This is a genomic window from Paracoccus onubensis, from assembly GCF_003591515.1.
GTDB lineage: Bacteria > Pseudomonadota > Alphaproteobacteria > Rhodobacterales > Rhodobacteraceae > Paracoccus > Paracoccus onubensis.
Genome location: NZ_QZCG01000020.1, coordinates 1 through 19,463 on the forward strand (window position 1 = coordinate 1; position 19,463 = coordinate 19,463).

Annotated in this window: 16 protein-coding genes; 7 read left to right on the top strand and 9 right to left on the bottom strand. The window is 61.4% G+C overall.

The window, feature by feature from the left end; all coding sequences use genetic code 11:
- From D3P04_RS23495 to D3P04_RS21545, 4 genes are all read left to right on the top strand, one after another.
- The coding region (locus tag D3P04_RS23495) for a carboxymuconolactone decarboxylase family protein (protein WP_220475387.1) at window positions 1-267 on the top strand (267 nt) is incomplete at its 5' end.
- Window positions 257-685, top strand: coding sequence for a hypothetical protein (locus D3P04_RS21535; RefSeq protein ID WP_119751943.1), 429 nt, complete (start codon window positions 257-259; stop codon window positions 683-685). The genes D3P04_RS23495 and D3P04_RS21535, both read left to right, overlap by 11 nt.
- Before the next feature lie 65 nt (window positions 686-750).
- Complete coding sequence (locus D3P04_RS23810) at window positions 751-2,436, top strand: LbetaH domain-containing protein (protein ID WP_232845125.1); 1,686 nt, start codon at window positions 751-753, stop codon at window positions 2,434-2,436.
- An 83-nt stretch (window positions 2,437-2,519) separates the two neighbouring features.
- Window positions 2,520-3,107, top strand: coding sequence for a nitroreductase family protein (locus tag D3P04_RS21545; RefSeq protein WP_119751944.1), 588 nt, complete (start codon window positions 2,520-2,522; stop codon window positions 3,105-3,107).
- 49 nt (window positions 3,108-3,156) lie between these two features.
- Here D3P04_RS21545 and D3P04_RS21550 read toward each other — a convergent pair whose 3' ends face one another.
- The 8 genes from D3P04_RS21550 to D3P04_RS21585 form a co-directional block, all read right to left on the bottom strand.
- Complete coding sequence (locus D3P04_RS21550; protein ID WP_119751945.1) at window positions 3,157-4,446, bottom strand: PQQ-dependent sugar dehydrogenase; 1,290 nt, start codon at window positions 4,444-4,446, stop codon at window positions 3,157-3,159.
- Between the two features lie 91 nt (window positions 4,447-4,537).
- Complete coding sequence (locus tag D3P04_RS21555) at window positions 4,538-5,719, bottom strand: M20 aminoacylase family protein (RefSeq protein WP_232845126.1); 1,182 nt, start codon at window positions 5,717-5,719, stop codon at window positions 4,538-4,540.
- 11 nt (window positions 5,720-5,730) lie between these two features.
- Complete coding sequence (locus D3P04_RS21560; RefSeq protein WP_119751946.1) at window positions 5,731-6,558, bottom strand: ATP-binding cassette domain-containing protein; 828 nt, start codon at window positions 6,556-6,558, stop codon at window positions 5,731-5,733.
- Window positions 6,558-7,442: an ABC transporter ATP-binding protein gene (locus D3P04_RS21565; protein ID WP_119751947.1), complete on the bottom strand. Its 885-nt coding sequence runs from the start codon at window positions 7,440-7,442 to the stop codon at window positions 6,558-6,560. Before D3P04_RS21565 ends, D3P04_RS21560 begins: the two co-directional genes overlap by 1 nt.
- 5 nt (window positions 7,443-7,447) lie before the next feature.
- A complete protein-coding gene (locus D3P04_RS21570) occupies window positions 7,448-8,344 on the bottom strand; it encodes an ABC transporter permease (protein ID WP_119751948.1) in 897 nt (298 codons plus the stop codon).
- Window positions 8,341-9,348, bottom strand: coding sequence for an ABC transporter permease (locus D3P04_RS21575; protein ID WP_119751987.1), 1,008 nt, complete (start codon window positions 9,346-9,348; stop codon window positions 8,341-8,343). The genes D3P04_RS21570 and D3P04_RS21575 overlap by 4 nt, the downstream gene beginning before the upstream one ends.
- Window positions 9,349-9,411: 63 nt before the next feature.
- On the bottom strand, window positions 9,412-10,968 hold the full coding sequence (locus D3P04_RS21580) for an ABC transporter substrate-binding protein (RefSeq protein WP_119751949.1): 1,557 nt from the start codon (window positions 10,966-10,968) through the stop codon (window positions 9,412-9,414).
- A 67-nt stretch (window positions 10,969-11,035) separates the two neighbouring features.
- Window positions 11,036-14,881: a hydantoinase B/oxoprolinase family protein gene (locus D3P04_RS21585; RefSeq protein WP_119751950.1), complete on the bottom strand. Its 3,846-nt coding sequence runs from the start codon at window positions 14,879-14,881 to the stop codon at window positions 11,036-11,038.
- 252 nt (window positions 14,882-15,133) lie between these two features.
- Between D3P04_RS21585 and D3P04_RS21590 the strand changes: the two genes are divergently transcribed.
- On the top strand, window positions 15,134-15,874 hold the full coding sequence (locus tag D3P04_RS21590; protein ID WP_119751951.1) for an IclR family transcriptional regulator: 741 nt from the start codon (window positions 15,134-15,136) through the stop codon (window positions 15,872-15,874).
- Window positions 15,875-15,974: 100 nt separating this feature from the next.
- On the opposite strand, the gene D3P04_RS21595 is transcribed toward D3P04_RS21590, so the two are convergent.
- Complete coding sequence (locus tag D3P04_RS21595; protein ID WP_119751952.1) at window positions 15,975-16,859, bottom strand: LysR family transcriptional regulator; 885 nt, start codon at window positions 16,857-16,859, stop codon at window positions 15,975-15,977.
- Window positions 16,860-16,990: 131 nt separating this feature from the next.
- Between D3P04_RS21595 and D3P04_RS21600 the strand changes: the two genes are divergently transcribed.
- Both D3P04_RS21600 and D3P04_RS21605 read left to right on the top strand, forming a co-directional pair.
- A complete protein-coding gene (locus D3P04_RS21600; protein ID WP_119751953.1) occupies window positions 16,991-18,538 on the top strand; it encodes an ABC transporter substrate-binding protein in 1,548 nt (515 codons plus the stop codon).
- 22 nt (window positions 18,539-18,560) lie between these two features.
- On the top strand, window positions 18,561-19,442 hold the full coding sequence (locus D3P04_RS21605; RefSeq protein WP_119751988.1) for a dihydrodipicolinate synthase family protein: 882 nt from the start codon (window positions 18,561-18,563) through the stop codon (window positions 19,440-19,442).
- The last annotated feature ends 21 nt before the right edge of the window (window positions 19,443-19,463 follow it).

A 19,463-nucleotide genomic window follows, 5' to 3' on the forward strand; every position in this document is an offset into this window, starting at 1 on the left:
GCCCCGCATCTGCCCGCCCCCACAAGCCGCGCGCTGATCGGCGAACGGCTGGCGGTGGTCTTCGCGCATATCCAGTCCCTGCTGACGAATGACCGCAGGGGCCAGGCGCGTACCCTGGGATGGAGCGCCGATGCACTTGGCGTCGTGTCGCGGATCATGACTCTGGTCATCTTTCAGGTCCGCATGATCGCCGGCCTGCGGCAATGCGCCATTGCCCGCCAGGACATCGTTCCTCTTGCCCGGAAAGGATACAGCCATGATGTTTGACACCAGCATCCGGCATGGCATCTTCCATGCCTCCGTCCAGGCCCGTCAAGGACTGTTCCGCCGCGCGCGAGGCCTGGACGAGGGCGAACGGGCTTTGGTGGCGCTGGTCGTCAGCCGCGAGGCGGGCCATATGGAACTGGCGCGCCATCATGCCCTCGCGGCCGCGGCTGCACTGCGGGATCCGTTCGCCGTCGCCCTGTTGTTGGAAGAGGGCCTGCCCTCGCCGCTGACCGGGCGTCTGGGCGCATTGGCGACGGCGGCGGGTGCGCTGGCCCGGAAACAGCCGACGCTTGGCCGTTTCGAACTGAAGCGTCTGGCCTCGAACGGGGTGGATGCGGACGAGTTGGTCGATCTGGTCGCGACAGTAGCCGAGGTCAGCAGCAGTCTTCATGCCGCCGTGCCAAGGCATGATGCATGACGGCGCCCAAAGCGATGGAATCCGAAGCGATAAGGCCCGGGGCAATAAGACCGGTGTCAACGGGCATGCGCAGTCCCAGCCGTGGCCAGGTGACAGCGCTTTCGGGTCAGCACATGCCGCGCCTGATCGCTGCCCCGGGCTGCCTGACGGCGCAGCGCACCGGCTTGGCAATGGCGCTTTGCGGCCGCCCTGCCCGACCCGGCACCGGCACGCATACCGAATTGCGTCTGACCAGCCCCTTCCGACAGGAACTTGTCATCCGCGAACCGCTGGCCATTCTTGCCCTGCTGGACGAACTTTGCCCCGGCACGCTGTTTTCCAGCGATCCCGCGCAGCGTGCCCGGCAGCAGAAGCTGATCGCTCATGCGGTCATCGCTGACGCTCATCTGGCCGAGGTAACACGCGCCGCGAACCACCGCGATCTCGACATCGCCATCCACCTGTTGCGCGACACGATGCTGCGGATCGAGCGATGTTTCAGCGATCGTGGCCCGATGCCGGTGCTGGACGCACAAGATGCCGTGATCGCACCGCTGATCTGGCGCATGATGCTGCTGGACCAACATCACCACACGCATCTTTGTCTGGGACTGGACCGGGCCGTGGCACATGCCGCGCGGATGTCGCGATTGCCCGGAACCGATCTCGTGCTTGACAAGGATGCGGCCGGTTGTTTTCTGGGCCAGCTTCCCGCCGACGCCCTCGTCGCCCTCCCCCCGGATAAGCGCCCGAACTGGGCCCCCGCGCTTGGTCCGGCCGGGCAAGTACAGAACCTCTCCATCACACCAATACGAAAGAAACCGATCCTGACCCCCGTAAAACGCACCAATGCCCTGTCGCAGCCCAGCATTTCGAATCCGCATGACCGAGAACTGGCCGCCATCGCCGAGAAATTGCGGCTGATCCGCATCACTTCGCAGCAACGCCGTTATCCCGGCCGGCCGACACCGCGCCTGCCCTCGCGCCCTGCGGTGATCCGTCTCATGTCGAATGTCGTCGGCGCGCTTTATCCGCGCCATTACGGTCCGGCCGGGCTGGATACGCAGGTCGCGGATACATTTGTCGCACAAACCCTGCGATCCATCCGCCAGCGTCTGGCCGAGCAGTTGGAGCTTGAATGGTTGCTGCAACCCGATGCCGGACAATTGGCCTGCCGCCGGCGCGCTCATACCACCGCCGATGCGTTCATGGCCGGGCTCCCGCAGATCCGCGACCTGCACGATACCGACATCAATGCTGCCTTTCAGGGCGATCCCTCGGCCAGAAGCCTCGACGAAATCGTGCTGTGCTTTCCCGGCATCGCCGCGATCCTGCGCCATCGGATCGCCCACAGCCTCTATGGGCTGGGTGCGCCGATGCTGGCGCGGATCATGGCCGAACATTCCCATTCTCAATCCGGCATCGACATTCATCCCGGCGCAAAGATCGGCCCGGCCTGCTTCATCGACCACGGCACTGGCGTGGTGATCGGGGAAACCGCCGTGATCGGCCGCAATGTGCGGATCTATCAGCAGGTCACGCTTGGGGCGAAACGGTTCGAAAGCGATGGCGATGGCGGGCTGGTGAAGGGTCTGCCCCGCCACCCGCTGGTCGGCGACGATGTCGTCATCTATGCCGGCGCAACGATCCTTGGCCGGATCGAGATCGGCAAGGGCGCGCTCATCGGCGGTGGCGTCTGGCTGACCGATTCAGTCCCGCCGGGCGCCATTGTCACTCAGGCGAAGCCCAGCTTGAACGGCACCGCGCCTTGAGGCAAAACAGCCGAGCGACCGCGGAAGGGCCGACCCCGACACGCCACCCTTCCGTCACTTCAATCACTGACCGGGAATCCGCCATGCTGGACAATCTGCTGAAACGCCGCTCGCAATATGCGCTGGGGGAAAGCCTGCCGATCCCGAAGAAGGAAACCGACCGCCTGATCCGCGAGGCCATTCGTCAGGCGCCGTCATCCTTCAACTCGCAAAGCTCGCGGGCGGTGATCCTGTTCGGTAAGGAAAGCCGGAAGTTCTGGCATCTGGTGGAAGAAGCTTTGCGCATCATCGTCCCCAAGACGGATTTCCCCAAGACACAAAAACGCATTGGCGGCTTCGCAGCGGGCGCGGGCACCGTCCTGTTCTTCGAGGATCAATCCGTAATCGGAGAATTGCAGGAAAAATTCCCGCTTTATGCCGAGAACTTCCCGATCTGGTCAGAACATTCGACAGGCATGGCCCAGCTTGCCGTCTGGACCACGCTTGCCGATGTCGGAATCGGCGCCAGCCTTCAGCATTACAACCCGCTGGTCGATGACAAGGTCGCGGCGACATGGGATCTACCCGCATCGTGGAAACTGCGGGCGCAACTGCCCTTCGGCTCGAACGAGGCGCAGCTTGCGGAAAAGACCTTCATCGACGACTCGCACCGTTTCCTGACTTTCGGCTAGGAACCGTCGCAATCTGCTATCGTGAACGGGAACCGGACCGGAATATTTTCTAAACCCCGGTTATCCGCCAGATGACGTTACCGACATCGTCAGCCATCAGCAAAGACGCCTTGTCCGGACCAATGGCAACGCCGACAGGCCGGCCATAGGAAAATTTCTCGTCTTCGGACAGAAAGCCCCACAGGATATCTTGCGGCGGCCCCGCTGGCCGCCCGTTCTCGAAGGGTACGAAGATCAGCCGGTATCCACTCAGGACCGAGCGGTTCCATGATCCATGCTGCCCGATCACCATACCCTCGGAGAATCCGGGCAGCGTGCCCGCAGGCATCCAGCACAACCCCAATGACGCTGTATGGCCGCCAAGCGCATAATCCGGCGTGATTGCCCGCGACACCATCTGCGGATCCTGTGCAACGCGATCGTCAACGGTCCCGCCCCAATAGCAATAAGGCCAGCCATAAAAGCCATCCTCCTCGACCGATGTCAGATAATCCGGCGGGGTTTCATCGCCCAGCCCGTCGCGCTCATTCACCACTGTCCACAGGGCACCGGTGACAGGCTCCCACGCCATGCCGACAGGATTGCGCAGGCCCGAGGCGAAAATACGCGCCGCTCCGCTGGCAAGATCCAGTTCCCAGATCGCCGCGCGTCCCTCTTCGGCCTGCATGCCCTGATCGCCGATATTGCTGAGCGAACCGACACCGGCATAAAGCTTGCTCTGGTCAGGCGAGACGATCAGACTGCGGGTCCAGTGACCGCCCGGCTTGAACTCCACCAGCTTGCGGCCGGGGCCGTTCAACCGCGTCTCTCCCTCCTCATATGGAAAGGCGACGATGCCGTCCGTATTCCCGACATAGAAAGTGCCGTTCACCAAGGCCATGCCGAAGGGCTGATTCTGTCCTTCCAGAAAAACCTCGCGCCGTTCCGCCACCCCGTCGCCATCCGCGTCGCGCCACAGGCTGATCCGATTGGCACTGACGCCGATCGCGCGGGCGCGCCGCATCGTGGCCTGCGTGGCCCGATCCATCAGCGTCTTGGGAGGGTTGGGCTGCTCTTTCGCCTCGGCGACCAGCACATCGCCGTTCGGCAGCACCTCGATCCAGCGCGGATGATCCAAACCGGAAGCGAAAGCGTTGACCTTCAGCCCCGGGGCCGTCTTGGGAAGTTGCCCGGACGCCCAGCCTTTCGCGGTAGGCATCTTCAGGGTCATGATCCCTTGTTTCCTTGCCGACGGGATTACCGGCTTGGTGCCCACTGCCTGCGTCCGGGGCGCACCAACCCGCTGCAGCATTACCATTACGCCACCAACTACGGCGGTCACTCGCGCCATAAGATCCATGATATGCCCCGATCTGTTTCTGCCGGCAGTCTACCCGGGCAGATGCTGCCGTCAAACCATCGGCAAAAGGGCTATTTCCGCAGCTATGCGGCTAACGAAGTGCCGCCCGCGCCTGAACGATGCCCAGCCAGAAACGGAGGCCATGAATGATCGCCTCGTCGTTGAAATCATAGGCGGCATTGTGCAGATCGGCGCTATCGCCGTTACCGATCCAGACAAACGCGCCGGGACGACGCTCCAGCATGTAAGAGAAATCCTCGGAGCCCATTTCCGGCGGGCAGCTGTCGTCAACTCGTTCATCCGGCGCAATGGCCCGTGCGGCATCCAGCGCCGCATGTGCGATATCGGGATCGTTGATCGTCACAGGATAACCGGGGCGCCAGTCAAGTTCGGCATCAACGCCGAATGCCGCCGCCGTGCCGGACAGGATCTCGCGCAGCCGGGCCTCGGCCTGCCTGCGCGTTTCGGGCCGCAGGCTGCGCAAGGTGCCGCCGATGCTGATTTCGCCGGGTATGACGTTCAGGGCATCGGGGTTTCCCGCCTCAAGATAGGTGACGGACAGCACGACCGAATCCAGCGGATCGGTATGGCGGGACGCAATCATCTGCAAGGCCGAGACCAGATGGGCCTGCGCAAGGATTGCATCCCGGGCCAGATGAGGCGACGCGGCATGACCTCCGCGCCCCTGAAGACGGATCATGAAGCGGTCGCCCGCAGCAAGGATCGGTCCCGGCCGGGACGCGAAATCCCCAACCGGCAGGCCCGGACGATTATGCAGCGCATAAACCTCATCGATCGCGAAACGGTCCAGAAGCCCCTCGTCTATCATCACGCGAGCGCCGCCGCCGCCCTCTTCGGCAGGTTGAAAGATCAGAACGACGCGGCCGGGAAAATCACGATGACGGCTTAGGTGACAGGCGGCTGCCAGCAGCATCGCCGTGTGGCCGTCATGGCCGCAGGCATGCATCCTGCCCTCGACCGCCGAGGCATAGGGCAGATTGGTGCGTTCATGGATCGGCAGCGCATCCATATCCGCGCGCAGGGCGATGCTGCAGCCGGTGTTACCCGTGCCGTTGATGATCGCCACGACACCCGATCCGGCGATGCCGCGATGCACTTCGTCACAGCCGAATTCATCCAGCTTGTCCGCAACGAAGGACGCGGTCTGCGGCAGATCGAACAGCAATTCAGGCTGCCGGTGGATGGCGTGCCGCCATTCACGGGCCTTTTCCGCGATGGCATCGAGTTCCGGATGGTTCAGGTCAGGCATCATCGGTCTCATTTTCAGACGGTCGGGGATTGCCGGAAAGGCGATTTGTCGGGATCGGGATCCGGCATCGCCGCCAGCAACATCCGGGTATAATCGCTTCGGGGACGGTCGAAGATTTCGGCGACAGGTCCCTGTTCAACCAGCTTTCCGCGATAGATGACCGCCACCTCGTCGCAAATGTAGCGAATGACGCCCAGATCATGGCTGATGAAGAAATAGGTCAGGCCCAGCTCCTGTTGCAGGCGGTGCAGCAGGTTCAGAACATCGGCCTGAACCGAGACATCCAGCGCCGAAGTGGGCTCGTCCAGAATCAGGAAATCCGGGCGCGATGCAAGGGCGCGGGCAATGCCGATACGCTGCCGCTGCCCGCCCGAGAATTCATGCGGGTAACGGAACAGATGCTCGGACCGCAGACCGACCTGCTCCAGCAGTTCAAGCACCCGCTCGCTGCGCTGGCGGGCCGAAAGCCGGAACAGGTCGCGATGAATCAGCAGCGGTTCGGCGACGATATCATGGATCGTCATACGCGGATTCAACGAGGCATAGGGGTCCTGGAACACGATCTGAAGCCGCGCCCGCAGCCGCCGCAGGTCGCGCGGGGTCAGCCCATGGATATCGGTTCCCTCGTAAAGCACTCTGCCCCGGGTCAGATTTTCCAGCCGCAGGATGCAGCGCGTCAGTGTGGTCTTGCCGGAACCGGATTCGCCTACCAGACCAAAGCTGCTGCCCTTCGGCACATGCAGGTTGACATCGTCCAACGCGCGGAATCCCTCGTCCCGGGACAGAATTCCGCCACGGGCCGGGCCGAAGATCTTGGTCACATTCAGGATATCAAGGCTCATCAACCCGCCTCCGCCATGATATCGCCGATGCCGCGCAACTCACCTCGTTTCGTATGAACCGTGGGAATCGCCGCAAGCAAGGCCCGGGTATATGCATGGGACGGTTGCTTCAGAACCGTCCGCACCGGGCCGGTTTCAAGAATGCGGCCGCGATACATGACCGCGACATGGCTGCAAAGCTGCGCAACCACGCCCAGATTATGCGTGATCATCAGCACACCAATATCTCTTTCAAGCACAAGCTGATGGATCAGCTTCAAGATCTGCGCCTGAACCGAGACATCCAATGCGGTCGTCGGCTCATCGGCGATCAGCAGATCCGGCTTGCCGATCATCGCCATGGCGATCAGCATCCGCTGCCGCATCCCGCCCGAGAACTGGTGCGGATAGGCATCGATACGCTCGATCGGATCGGAAATGCCAACCTTGCCCAGCATCTCGATCGCCACCCGGCGGGCAGCGCGGCGGCGTTCGCGCCGGGAGGCGTTGCCACTCAGGCCGAGCACGGATGGATCATGTTCCGCCGCATGAAGCGCCACATCGACAAGCTGCGTGCCGATACGGAAAGCCGGGTTAAGATTGGTCGTGGGATCCTGGAAGATCATGCCGATCTTGCGGCCGCGCAGCTTGCGCATCTCGCGTTCGGTGGCGTTCAGGACATCGGTGCCCTCGAATCGGATCGAGCCCGCAAGGTAGCGGCCGGTCGCCGCGGGAATCAGACGCGAGATGGATAAGCCGGTCAGGGATTTTCCACTGCCGGTTTCGCCCACCATGCCCCAGATCTCGCCCCGCTCGATCTTCAGGTCGATACCATGCAGGATCTGCGTCTCGCCTTCATAGCTGCGCATGGCCAGATTCAGATTGGTGATCTCGAGCAGACTCATCCGGCTTACCTCCGCGCCTTGGGGTCAAGGACATCGCGCAGCCCATCGCCCAGAAGATTGAAGGCAAGCACCGCCAGAAAGATCGCGAAGCCCGGAAACAACGCCGTCCACCAATAGTCAGGCATATAGCCACGCGCCGTGGAAAGCAGCGTTCCCCATTCCGGCACCGGCGCCCGCACCCCGATTCCCACGAAACCAAGCGAGGCAACGGTCAGGATCGCGAAGCCCATATCCAGCGAGGCCTTCACCACCACCGGCGAGATGATATTGGGCAGGATATGGCGGCCAAGGATCCGACCCGGGCCTGCACCAAGCGCGCGGGCCGCGGTGATGAACTGCTCTTCCTTCTTCACCAGAACCTCTCCCCGGATCAGTCGCGCATAGGCGGGCCACCAGGTGATCGAGATGGCGATGATCATGTTCAGAATGCCGGTGCCAAGCGCCGCCGCGACCGCCATTGCCAGAATCAGGCTTGGAATTGTCAGCAGCAGATCGGTCAGCCGCATCAATGTCTCGTCGACCCAGCCGCCGAAATAGCCGGCAACGGCGCCGACCAGCCCGCCGACGGCTATCGCGATGATAACGACCGCAAGGCCCGAGAATAACGAGACCTGCGATCCGACCAGAACCAGAGAGAACATGTCCTGACCCAATGCATTGGTACCAAACCAATGTTCCGCGCTTGGGGGCATGAAGCGGGCGGCGGTATCGGTCGCGCCGGCCACATGTTCGGGATAGGGCACGATCAATGGCGCAACCAGCGCGATCACGATCAGGACCGCAACGATAGCCAGCCCGATGACCGACAACCAGCTTTGCCGGAAGCGATAGAAGGCGCGCGACCAGTTTTCCAGCCGGGCCGAGGGGTCGCGCTTGGGCAGGGAGGTCTGTATCATGGTCATGAGCTGCGGACTTTCGGGTTGAACACGCCATAAAGCAGATCGACGATCAGCATCGACAGCAGGTAAATGATGGCGATGACCAGCGTCACGCCGATCACCGGCATGAAATCCTGACTAAGGATCGCCTGCGTGGCGTAAAGGCCAAGCCCCGGCCAGTCGAACACCGTCTCGACCAGCACCGTTCCGCCCAGAAGCCAGGAAACATAAAGGCCGATGACCGTCAGCGTCGAGGTCATTGCGTTTTTCAGCACATATTTGAACAGGATCAGCCGGCTGGACAGGCCAAGCGCCCGCTCGGTCATGATATAATCCTGCTGCAGAACCTCGATGGTCGAGGCACGCATCATCCGGATGATCGTGGCCAATGGCGACAGCGACATCGCAAGCGCGGGAAGGGCCAGATGGGCCAGCGAGACGCGCAGCGCATACCAATCACCGGTCAGCAGTGAATCGATGGTGTAGAAGCCGGTAATCTCCTCCGGGGGAAGGTCGATCAGGGGGAAGCGGCCCGAAAGCGGCAGGATGTCCAGCCATGTGACAAAGCAAAGCTGCAACAACAGCCCCAGGAAGAAGCGCGGCATCGCGATACCGCCCAGCGACACGGTGCGGGTGACGTAATCCAGCACGCCATTGCGCCAGACCGCCGCCGCCAGCCCCAGTGGAATGCCCAGCACGATCGCAATCAGCATGGCAGCAGCGACCAGTTCCAGCGTTGCCGGCAGAAAGGTGACGATATCCTCGAAAACCGGGCGACGGGTGAAGATCGATACGCCCCAGTCTCCCTGAACCAGTCCGGTCAGATAATCCCAGTATTGAAGCGGGATCGGTTTATCGAGGCCGAATTCTCTTTGCACGCTTGCCAGAACCTCCGGAGTGGCGTTCGGGCCTGCGGCAAGCGCCGCGGGATCGCCGGGCAGCAGCCGGGCGATGGCAAAAACGATGACCGAAAGGCCCAGAAGCATCGGGACCAGAAGCAGCAAGCGGCGGATGACGTATCGGATCATGGGCGGTCCTGCGATTTGCGGGCGGGGGACCGCGACCCCCGCCATGGTTCAGTCAGTCGGCATTCAGGTCAGCGACAGCGGCAACAGCTCGATTGAATTGGCCGCGACCGGGGCGAAGACATAGCCTTCGACATCGTCGCGCAGCGCCAGTTTACGCTTTTCCAGCACGCCGAAAATATCCGGCGCATCCTCGACCAGCAGCACCTGAAGCTCGGCATAGATCTCGGCGCGGCGGGTCTGATCGATCTCGATCCTCGCAGCCTCGATCAGCTTGTCGGCTTCGGGATTGCTGTAGACGGGATTCTGCCATTGCCCATTGCGCGACGAATGATAGGCCGCGAAGGCGATATTGTCCGGATCGGCGTAATTGGCGGATTGGAAGATGCAATAGAAATCGGGCATCGTATCCGCCGACTGCGCCGAGGCGGTGATATCGGGCCAGGTGGCGGGCTGGATTTCCAGCCCGATATTCAGGCTTTTCAACGCCTCCAGCAGCAGCAGGCACCAGCGACGCTGGTTTTCATAGCCCGTCGCATGCATCACGTTAAGAGTGAAACCCCCATCCGCATATTCGGATTTGGCCAGATATTCCTTGGCCTTCTCCATATCCTGGCGGTAGACTTGCAAATCGGGATCATGGCCGAAGATGCCGGTGGGCAGCGGGCCGATCATCAACTCGGCCGGGCCTGCGGAATCCAGCATGCCCTGATAATTATAGGCATAGGAAACCGCCTTGCGCAGATTGGCATCCACCAATGGACCTTTCGCGGTATTCATCTTGATCGAGAAGGTCCGGTATTCCGGCTCGACCACCCGGACGACACCGGGCACATCGGCCAGCGCATCCATGTCCTCGGCGTAAAGCTCCAGCGCGATATGGGCCTCGCCACGCTGCAGCATCATCCGCTCGGTCGAGGCTTCGCGGACGATCTTCCAGATCGCGCCTTCCAGATTGCCTCCGTCCTTGTGCCAGTCATCTTCGACCCGCAGGAATTCATAGAGATTGCCGGGCGCCACGCGCCCCATGCGGAACGGGCCGGATCCGGCAGTGTTCTGCAACAGATAGGCTTGCCCGTCATCGTCGCCCAGATTGGCTTCGACCTCGGTCGGATTGACGATGAACATCCACGGCAGCACCTGCATGAACGGCGCAAAAGCCGCCTTCAGGTCGAAAGCGACCGTGCCTTCATCCTTTGCCGTGACGCTGCCGCTTTCCAGAACGCCTTCGATCATCCAGGAAACCCCGCGTTGCAGGCGCATGATCCGCTCGAAGGAATAAACCACGGCATCGGCAGTGACCGGGGTTCCGTCCTCAAAGCGGGCCTCTGGGTTCAGAGTGAATTCATAATGCAGCTGATCGTCTGATACGCTCCATTCGCTGGCCAGCCCCGGCACGACCTCTGGCGGGTTTCCGACGACGCGGACCAGCGCATCATAGGTATTCCGGAACAACATCTGCGGCGCATAGCCGGTGGCGACATGCGGGTCGAAATTAGGAATATCGACACTGCTGGCCATGATCAGCACCTTGCGGCCACGCGCCAGTGCCTCGAATGAGGTCGAGGCCAAGGCCGCGGCACTGATGGTTGTCCCGATGAAAGCCCGTCTGCTGAGATTCATGTCATATTTCCCTGTCGGTATCCGTTTGAAGAAATGCGCCCCGGCATCGGCCGGGACACGGCCGCGATCATCCCGCAGTTTCCGTTTTCACCGGTGCATCCCCGCTTCGGGACAGGCCGTAGATCCGGCTCGCCGCATCCGCACTGATATAGCCCTGACGCAGATCCTCGGCCACGCGCGACGGATCGCGGTCCCGGGGATCGCCATAGCCGGAGCCACCGGCGAGTTGCAGCTCGATCACCGTATCGGCATCCTCCAGATCGACGATCTGCCCGGTGCCGCAATCGCCGGTCTGCACGCCATCCGTCAGCCGCAGCATCCGCCCATGGGCCGTAAGACCCGAGGCCCCGCCGAAGAGTCCCTCGACAGGCATGTCCACCCCCTCGGGTGAGACGATGGCGCGGATCGGCTGCCCGTCGGCATTGCGGCGCGAAACCCGGACCCGGACCGAAAGCCCGCCACGGAATTCCCCGGCCCCACCGCTATCGGTCATCAGGGTCTTTTCCCAGACCACGATCGGCGAGCGGCTTTCCAGCATCTCGATCGAGGATGTCGCCGCCGATGTCGGCCAGAGCAGCGAGGATTTCCCATCGCGACCGGCGGAAGCCCCCTGACCGCCACCCAGAAGCAACAGCTCATAGAACAGCGCGCCCTCGTCCGATTTTCCGTAGAAGCTGAGAAGACTGGGCAGGCCCGAAAAACTTTGCACCATTTCGGGCGCGGCATCGGCCATGGCGCGGAAGATATTCGGGGCCAGATACCAGCCGGTGCGGGTGCGCAGCGATACCGGGGCAGGCTTGTCGCAATTAAGGATCGATCCCTTGGGCGCCTTGACGGTGAACGGGCGGTAGCATCCCGCATTGCCGCGCACATTCGGCGTCAGCATGCATTTGAGCGGATAGGTCGCATGCGCCGTGGTGTAACTGAGCGTGCAATTGATCCCGCCCTGCGCTGTCTGGGGCGGTGCGCCCTCGAAATCCAGTTCGATTTCCTCGCCCGCGACCGTGACCTTCAAGGGGAAGGTCATCCGCGCGCCCATCGGGTTATTCGAGATTTCCGAATGGTACACGCCGTCTTTCAACTCGCCGATCGCCTGCCGGATCGCCTTTTCGGACAGCGATTGCACGACAAGCGCGAAGGCTTGCAGATCATGCATTCCGTATTCGTCCATGAAAGCCTGCATCCGCGCCGCGCCGGTCGCGTTGGCCGCAATGAACGAACGGACGTCGCCCAGAACCTGCTCGCTGTCGCGAATATTCTCGCCCATCAGGCGGAACAGATCCTCGTTCTCGGTGCCGGCATTGACCAGCTTCATCGCCGGGATTTGCAGACCTTCCTCGTAAAGCTCCGAAACGCTCAACCCATCGCGTGAGCCGCCGATATCGCCGACATGCCCCACGGTTCCCATCAACGCGACAACCCGCCCCCGATGGAAGACCGGGGTCACAATCGCAAGATCGAACAGATGACCCGCACAAAGCCATGGATCGTTGGTGATATAGACATCGCCCGGCGTCATCGTCTCGACCGGATAGCGTTTGAGGATCGCTTTCACCGCCATCGGCAAGGTCAGGTTGAAAACCGGCATCACCCGCGCGGAATGGGCCAGCGTTTCGCCGTTCGGATCAAGGATGGCGCAGCCGAAATCCTGCGATTCAGAAATGATCAGCGAAAAGGCGGTACGGCAGACCGTCGACCACATCTCTTCGGCGACATTGACCAGCCGGCTCCACATCACCTCAAGCGCGATGGGATCGGACTGGATGCGCGACACCGCCTGATCAAGACTCATCGTTTCATCGACCACGGTCGCGCCTTTGGCGGCTGCGGCAATGGCGATATGCAGATTACCGACCTCATCGACGCTGACATTATCTCCGGGCGGCACGATGGTCGTCGCCTCATGCTCTTCGATGATCGCGGGGCCCTGAATTTTCTGGCCGGGCACCAGCGCGTAGCGGTCATAGATCCCGGCTTCCAGCCACTCGCCCGAGAAATAGCTGCGGCGGCTTCCCTTGCGACCATTGCCGCCATTCCCGCCCGCGACCCCGGCCTGCCGGACAGTCAGTTGCGGCGCGGGTCCGCTGGTGCGGCAGCGGAAAGACAGGATTTCCAGACGCGCCTCGTTCGGCACGCTCGTATAGCGGGCAGCGTAGACGCGCTCGAACGCCTCGCGGATCGCGACATAGGATCCAGACGCAAGTTCCCCCGCCGGAAGCGGCACGGTGATTTCGTGCAACTGCCCCACAAGCCGCATGTCGGCCATACGCTCGACAATGATCTGATCGTCCGCAACTCCTGCCTGCCGCAGTTGCGCGCGACCGTCCTGCGCCAGATCATCGCAAATCGCGGTGATTTCGCCCATATCCATCTGCGGAGACAGTGCCACGCGATGCGACCGGACAAAATCGAACGACAGCGGCGCGGTCAGGAAGCCGAAGGCCGAGGCCGCGCCGCTGGCCGGTGGAATGATGACCTCGGACACGCCCAGGATCCGCGCGACACGGGCGGCAAAGGCCGGGCCTGCACCACCGAAGCCGATCATGGAATAGGAGCGGGGATCCTTGCCCTTCTCGATCAGATGGATGCGCGCGGCATTGGCCATGCTTTCCGCGACGACCTGATGCACCCCCCAGGCCGCCTCTGCCGCCGAAATGCCCAAAGGCTTCGCGAGTCCGTCCAATGCCCGCTCGGCGGCTTGCAGATCCAGTTTCATCCGTCCGCCAAGGAAGAAATCGGGATCGTAATAGCCCAGCGCGACACTGGCATCGGTGACAGTCGGTTTCTCGCCGCCGCGCCCATAACAGGCCGGTCCCGGCTCCGATCCGGCGGAATGCGGGCCAACCTGCATCAGCCCGACCGCATCGATCGACGCGATCGAACCGCCACCCGCGCCGATCTCGATCATGTCGACAACCGGAGCCTTTATCGGCAATCCCGACCCGTTCTTGAAACGATGTTCCCTGCCCGCTTCGAGATAAGAGGCAATATCGGCCTTGCCGTTCTCGATCAGGCAGGCTTTCGCGGTGGTTCCGCCCATATCGAACGAGATCACATTGTCATGGCCCGCGTTATGCCCGAACCACGCGGTCGCCAGCGCCCCCCCGGCGGGGCCGGATTCCAGCAGCCGGATCGGAAAGGCCCGCGCCGCATCCAGCGAAACCAGACCCCCAGCCGAATGCATCAGGCGAAAATCGCCGTTGAAGCCAAGCTTCCGCAACTCGGTCTCGAAGCGTCGCAGATAGCGATCCATCAGCGGCTGGACATAAGCATTGGCGCAGGTGGTGGCGAAGCGTTGATATTCCGAGATCTCGGCGACGACTTCAGACGAAATCGAGATCGACAGATCCGGAAATTCGCGGGCGATCAGATCGCGTGCCCGCCGTTCATGATCAGGGTTCGCATAGGAATGCATGAAGCAGATCGCGACCGCTTCGACACCCTGCCGTACCAGCGCGCTTGCCGCAGCAATCACGGCGGCTTCATCCAATGGCAGAATTTCCCGGCCATCCGCATCGATCCGCTCGGACACTTCCAGCCGTCTGGCGCGCTCCACCAGTGCCGGCGGGAAAGACAATGCGAGGTCATAGATATCGTAGCGCTGTTCGGTTCCGATCTCCAGAATGTCCCGGAACCCTTTGGTCGTGATCATCCCGACGTTCGCGCCCTTGCGTTCGATGACGGCATTCGTGACCAATGTCGTACCATGCACGATCTCGGCCAGATCCGCGACCGAGATCGACGCCGACTCGATCAGTTCCGACAGTCCTTTCAACGCCCCCTGCGACGGATCATGCGCCGTGGTCAGATGCTTGTGCAACCGGATCGCCGCCTGCGCTTCATCGAACAGGATGAAATCCGTGAAAGTTCCGCCGATATCGATACCTGCGCGTAATCTGCGGGTGTGAGTCATGTATCCGTTCGCTCCCGATGTCCTGTCACGACGCAGTGTCGAGACCTGTTTGCGGGACGCCTTCGCATTCCTTGCACAAGAAAAGATGGGCCGTCCCGCGCCCGGCGATGGGCGTATTTACGGGGCCGACTGTAATAATACCGAAAAGCTCATGTCCAGATTTTGTTTCATAATTGACATTTAGTTTCAATAATGAAACATTATCTGCATAAATTTTAAGCAATCTCTTCTTGTTGAGGAGGAAGAAAACCCATGGGTGCGCTTGATGATGCAATTGAAATATTTAAGATTTTTTCCCCCGAAGAGCCCGCGATCGGACAGGCCGAACTTGCGCGGCGCCTGGGCCGCCCGAAGGCTACCGTACATCGTGCTTTGCGGGCTTTGCGGGAATCGGGACTTCTGGAATATGATTCGCAGGCGCGTCTCTATTCGCCCGGAATGCGGCTGTTCGAACTGGGGCAGATCTTCAAAAGCCAGAACCCGTTCCTTGATCTGCTGCACAAGCGCGTAAAGCATATCTGCGATTCCGGCGGACATACCGGGTATATCACTGTATTCGACGGTCCCGATCTGATGGTGCTGCGCATGCTGCGCGGCTCGAGTCCCCTGGCGATCGCCACGGCTCCGGGTTACAAAACGGCAGCTCATACGACCTCGAACGGCCGCGCGATGCTGGCGCTTCTGGAAGACGCGGAATGGCAGAAGCGCGTGCCCGAACCCTTGCCATTCGTTTCCACAAACGCGCCGCGAGACCATGCCGAATTGCAGGAACGGATCGGGCGTATCCGCGCGACGGGGCGTTCATCGGCGATGAACGAGGCTTTTGAAGGCGTCGCTTCGCAGGGGATCGCAATGCGCGACCCCGACACGTCAGAGATTTACGGCATCGCGATTTCCTATCCGGCCAGTCTGGCGACGACCGATCTGCAGGAAAAGATTGCCCTGATGCTGGACCAATTGCGCAATGAGATGGGATCAACCGGACAAAGTTGAGATGATCATTTTCGCTACACATACCTGCAGCGTGGAAAAGCTTGCCGGTGCGTCACGCCGGCAGCACCGGCCCTGAACGGCGGGAATTCGGCAGGCAAGGTCAGGCGGCATCCAGCAAGGCTGACATGCGGGATATGATATCATCCAGAACAGAAATCTGGCGGGTTCCGGCGGGACGGGCCGCGAAATACGAGACATTGATCACGGGGCGGAAAGGACGGCTGCACAGATTGGCGCCGGCGGCATGCATTGTCGTCTGATCGACAATGGCGACGCCCAGGCCGGCCGCCGCAAAATGACAGCAATGCAGCATCGCCGTTTCCATCGTGCTGATCGGGGCATGTTCTGAACTGGCGAAAGCGCGATCCAGCCCGCGGCGAAGCGGCGAGTTTCTTCCTGCGGTCAAAACGCGATAATGGACAAGATCGGCCGGCGTGATCACCTCGCGCGCCGCCAGCGGATGGCCGGCAGGCATCGCGGCAACGGCCTCGGAACTGTGCAGATGCACGGTCTGAAGATCGCCTGTCGGTGCGGGACCAAAGGCAAAGCCCAGATCGTAGTGATTGTTTTCGACCATATCCCAGATGTGACGGCTGTTTTCCACATCCAGCACGATCGGCAGATCCAGCCGGTCGCCGATCACGTCGATCAGTGCCTTGTGCAGGTAAGGCCGGACCAACGAAGTGACACTGGCCAGACGCAGCACGATATTCTTGTGCTGGCGGATATCCTCGGCCGCGCGGGAAATCTGGTCGATGCCGATATACAGCCGCTCGACCTCGCGAAAGAGCAGGATCGCCTCGGGGGTTGGGGTCAGGCGGGGGCCCTGGCGTGTGAACAGCGTGATCCTGACCGATGTTTCGATGTCACGGATCAAACGGCTGACCGCAGGCTGGGTAATGTTCATCGCCTCTGCCGCAGCGGTTATGCCCCCGGCAAGCATCACATGTCGAAACGCTTCCAACTGGCGTGGCGTCAGGCGCATGAACAATCCTGTATAACATTTAGGCATGAACTAAGGCCAAAATACAATTTTTCAACCGAGATCAAAAGCCCTAAGCCACGGTGAAGTTCCGTGCAGGCCACGGTACGACTGATGCGGAGGAAAAGGTCATCATGAAAATTCTTGCTACGGCAGCTTTGGCGATGTCGGTTGCGGTCTTGCCGCTGACCGCGGTGGCGCGGGATCTCACGGTCGGGCTTGCTGCATCGACAACCTCGATGGATCCGCAATTCTATGTCGTGGGGCCCAACAGCGCGATGGCCCGCAATATTTTCGATGGGCTGGTCAATCAGGATGCGCGTCAGCAAATCGAGGCCGCACTGGCCGAAAGCTGGGAACGGATCGACGGCACCACCTGGGAATTCAAGCTGCGTCCCGACGTGACGTTCCATGATGGCAGCGATTTCACCGCCGAAGACGTGATTGCAAGCATCAGGCGCGTGCCTCTGGCAGCAACCAACAGCCCCAGTTCATTCAACGCCTATGTCAAGGCAATCACCAAGGTGACGGCGGTCGACCCGCTGACCGTGCGCATCAGCACGGACGGGCCGACGCCGCTATTGCTGAACAATCTTAGTCGAATCGCGATCATGCCTTCGGAACATGCGGAAACGACGACCGAAGACATGAACAAGGGCATCGGTGTGATCGGTACGGGGCCTTTCAGCTTCCTGTCCTGGACCCCCGGCGAATCCACCGTTCTCACCCGCAATGACGCTTATTGGGGCGAAAAGGCGGAATGGGACAAGGTGACCTTTCGCGTGTTCAAGAACAGCAACGCGCGGGTAGCCGCCATGTTGTCCGGCGATGTCGATCTGATCGAAAGCATTCCCACCGCCGATACAAGACGATTGGAAGGCTCTGACGGGCTTCAGGTCATCACGACGACCGGCAACCGTCTGATGTATCTGCATATGGATCAGGATCGCGAGACCTCGCCCTATGCCAAGGCGCCTGACGGAACGAATCCGCTGCTGAAATCCGAAATCCGCCGCGCATTATCGCTTTCGCTCAATCGCGAAGCCATCGTCGACCGGATCATGGATGGGCAAGGCACACCGGCGGGGCAAGTGGTTCCCGAAGGGTATTTCGGCTACGATCCCGCCCTGCCCGTCGAGACCTATGATCCCGACAAGGCCAAGGAGATGCTGGCCGGGGCGGGCTATCCCGAAGGGTTCAGCCTGACCTTCCACGCGTCCAACGACCGTTATCCGAACGATTCCCGGATCGCGCAGGCAATCGGGCAGTTCTTCACGCGCATCGGCGTGAACACATCGGTGGAGACGCTTCCCGGCAGCGTCTATTTCACCCGCGCTTCGGCGCAGGAATTCAGCCTGATCATGGGTGGCGCAGCCGTCGAAACCGGCGAAGCCTCCGGTGTGCTTGGCCCGTTGCTGGAAACTTATGGCGACAATGCCGGACAGGGCAACCGTGGCCGCTATTCCAGCGCGGAATTCGACGCAGCGCTGGATCAGGCCCGCAAGACGCTGGACGATGACGAGCGTGAGGCGATGTTACAGAAAGCGACCGGGATCGCCATTGCCGATATGGGAATCATCCCGCTGTTTTTCCTGGATAATACCTGGGCTATGAAGGCCGGGATCAATTACGAAGGCAGGTCCGACGGCTATACGCTGCCCTATTATGTCACCGCCGAATAAGCGCCTGAAACAGGAGCCGCAGATGACTTTTCACGGAGTATTTCCCTATCTGGTCTCGCCGACCGACGAACTGGGCGGGGTGAATATGCCTGTGCTTGGCGATCTGGTCGAACATCTGGTCGCGAACGGGGTGCACGGGCTTGCACCGCTGGGCAGTACCGGCGAGTTCGCCTATCTTTCGGACCAGCAGCGCCTCGACGTGGTGCGGACCACCATCGCAGCAAATCGCGGGCGTGTTCCGGTGGTTGCAGGCGTGGCCTCGACCTCGATCCGGCATGCGGTCCAGCAGACCGAGGCGATGGTCGAGGCGGGGGCGGACGGCATCCTTGCCATCCTCGAAGCCTATTTCCCGATCAGGGATGACGGCGTCGAAGCCTATTTCACCGCCATCGCGCATGCCGCCAGAGGGCGACCGGTCGTGCTGTATACCAACCCACAGTTCCAGCGCTCTGATCTGAGTCTGCCGGTGATTGAACGACTCAGCCGGATCGACAATATCCGCTATATCAAGGATGCCTCGACCAATACCGGACGGCTCCTGTCGATCATCGAGCGCACGAAGGGACGGTTGGATGTCTTTGCCGCATCCGCTCATATCCCGGCCTGTGTGCTGATGATCGGAGGTCTTGGCTGGATGGCCGGTCCGGCCTGCATCGTGCCGCGTCAAAGTATCGCGCTTTACGAGGCGGCGAAGGCCGGCGACTGGCCACGGGCGATGGATTTGCAGCGTCCGCTTTGGCGGGTGAACGAGATCTTCGCCAAATATTCCATCGCCGCATGTATCAAGGCCGCGCTTGAGCTTCAGGGATTCGCGGTCGGCGCTCCGATCCCCCCGCAGGAGCCATTATCCGAAGATGCGCGGGCCGAGATTGCGCAGGTCCTGCGTGGCGTCGGCGCGCTTTAGGGCCTGTCGCGCTGCATCGGA

Excerpts from the sequence above, each read along its gene's own strand:
- D3P04_RS21570 (WP_119751948.1), bottom strand. The coding sequence starts at position 8,344 with ATGACCATGATACAGACCTCCCTGCCCAAGCGCGACCCCTCGGCCCGG.
- D3P04_RS21545 (WP_119751944.1), top strand. The coding sequence starts at position 2,520 with ATGCTGGACAATCTGCTGAAACGCCGCTCGCAATATGCGCTGGGGGAA.
- D3P04_RS21535 (WP_119751943.1), top strand. The coding sequence starts at position 257 with ATGATGTTTGACACCAGCATCCGGCATGGCATCTTCCATGCCTCCGTC.
- D3P04_RS21600 (WP_119751953.1), top strand. The coding sequence starts at position 16,991 with ATGAAAATTCTTGCTACGGCAGCTTTGGCGATGTCGGTTGCGGTCTTG.
- D3P04_RS21580 (WP_119751949.1), bottom strand. The coding sequence starts at position 10,968 with ATGAATCTCAGCAGACGGGCTTTCATCGGGACAACCATCAGTGCCGCG.
- D3P04_RS21565 (WP_119751947.1), bottom strand. The coding sequence starts at position 7,442 with ATGAGTCTGCTCGAGATCACCAATCTGAATCTGGCCATGCGCAGCTAT.
- D3P04_RS21555 (WP_232845126.1), bottom strand. The coding sequence starts at position 5,719 with ATGATGCCTGACCTGAACCATCCGGAACTCGATGCCATCGCGGAAAAG.
- D3P04_RS21585 (WP_119751950.1), bottom strand. The coding sequence starts at position 14,881 with ATGACTCACACCCGCAGATTACGCGCAGGTATCGATATCGGCGGAACT.
- D3P04_RS21560 (WP_119751946.1), bottom strand. The coding sequence starts at position 6,558 with ATGAGCCTTGATATCCTGAATGTGACCAAGATCTTCGGCCCGGCCCGT.
- D3P04_RS21605 (WP_119751988.1), top strand. The coding sequence starts at position 18,561 with ATGACTTTTCACGGAGTATTTCCCTATCTGGTCTCGCCGACCGACGAA.
- D3P04_RS21595 (WP_119751952.1), bottom strand. The coding sequence starts at position 16,859 with ATGCGCCTGACGCCACGCCAGTTGGAAGCGTTTCGACATGTGATGCTT.
- D3P04_RS21590 (WP_119751951.1), top strand. The coding sequence starts at position 15,134 with ATGGGTGCGCTTGATGATGCAATTGAAATATTTAAGATTTTTTCCCCC.
- D3P04_RS21550 (WP_119751945.1), bottom strand. The coding sequence starts at position 4,446 with ATGGATCTTATGGCGCGAGTGACCGCCGTAGTTGGTGGCGTAATGGTA.
- D3P04_RS23810 (WP_232845125.1), top strand. The coding sequence starts at position 751 with ATGCGCAGTCCCAGCCGTGGCCAGGTGACAGCGCTTTCGGGTCAGCAC.
- D3P04_RS21575 (WP_119751987.1), bottom strand. The coding sequence starts at position 9,348 with ATGATCCGATACGTCATCCGCCGCTTGCTGCTTCTGGTCCCGATGCTT.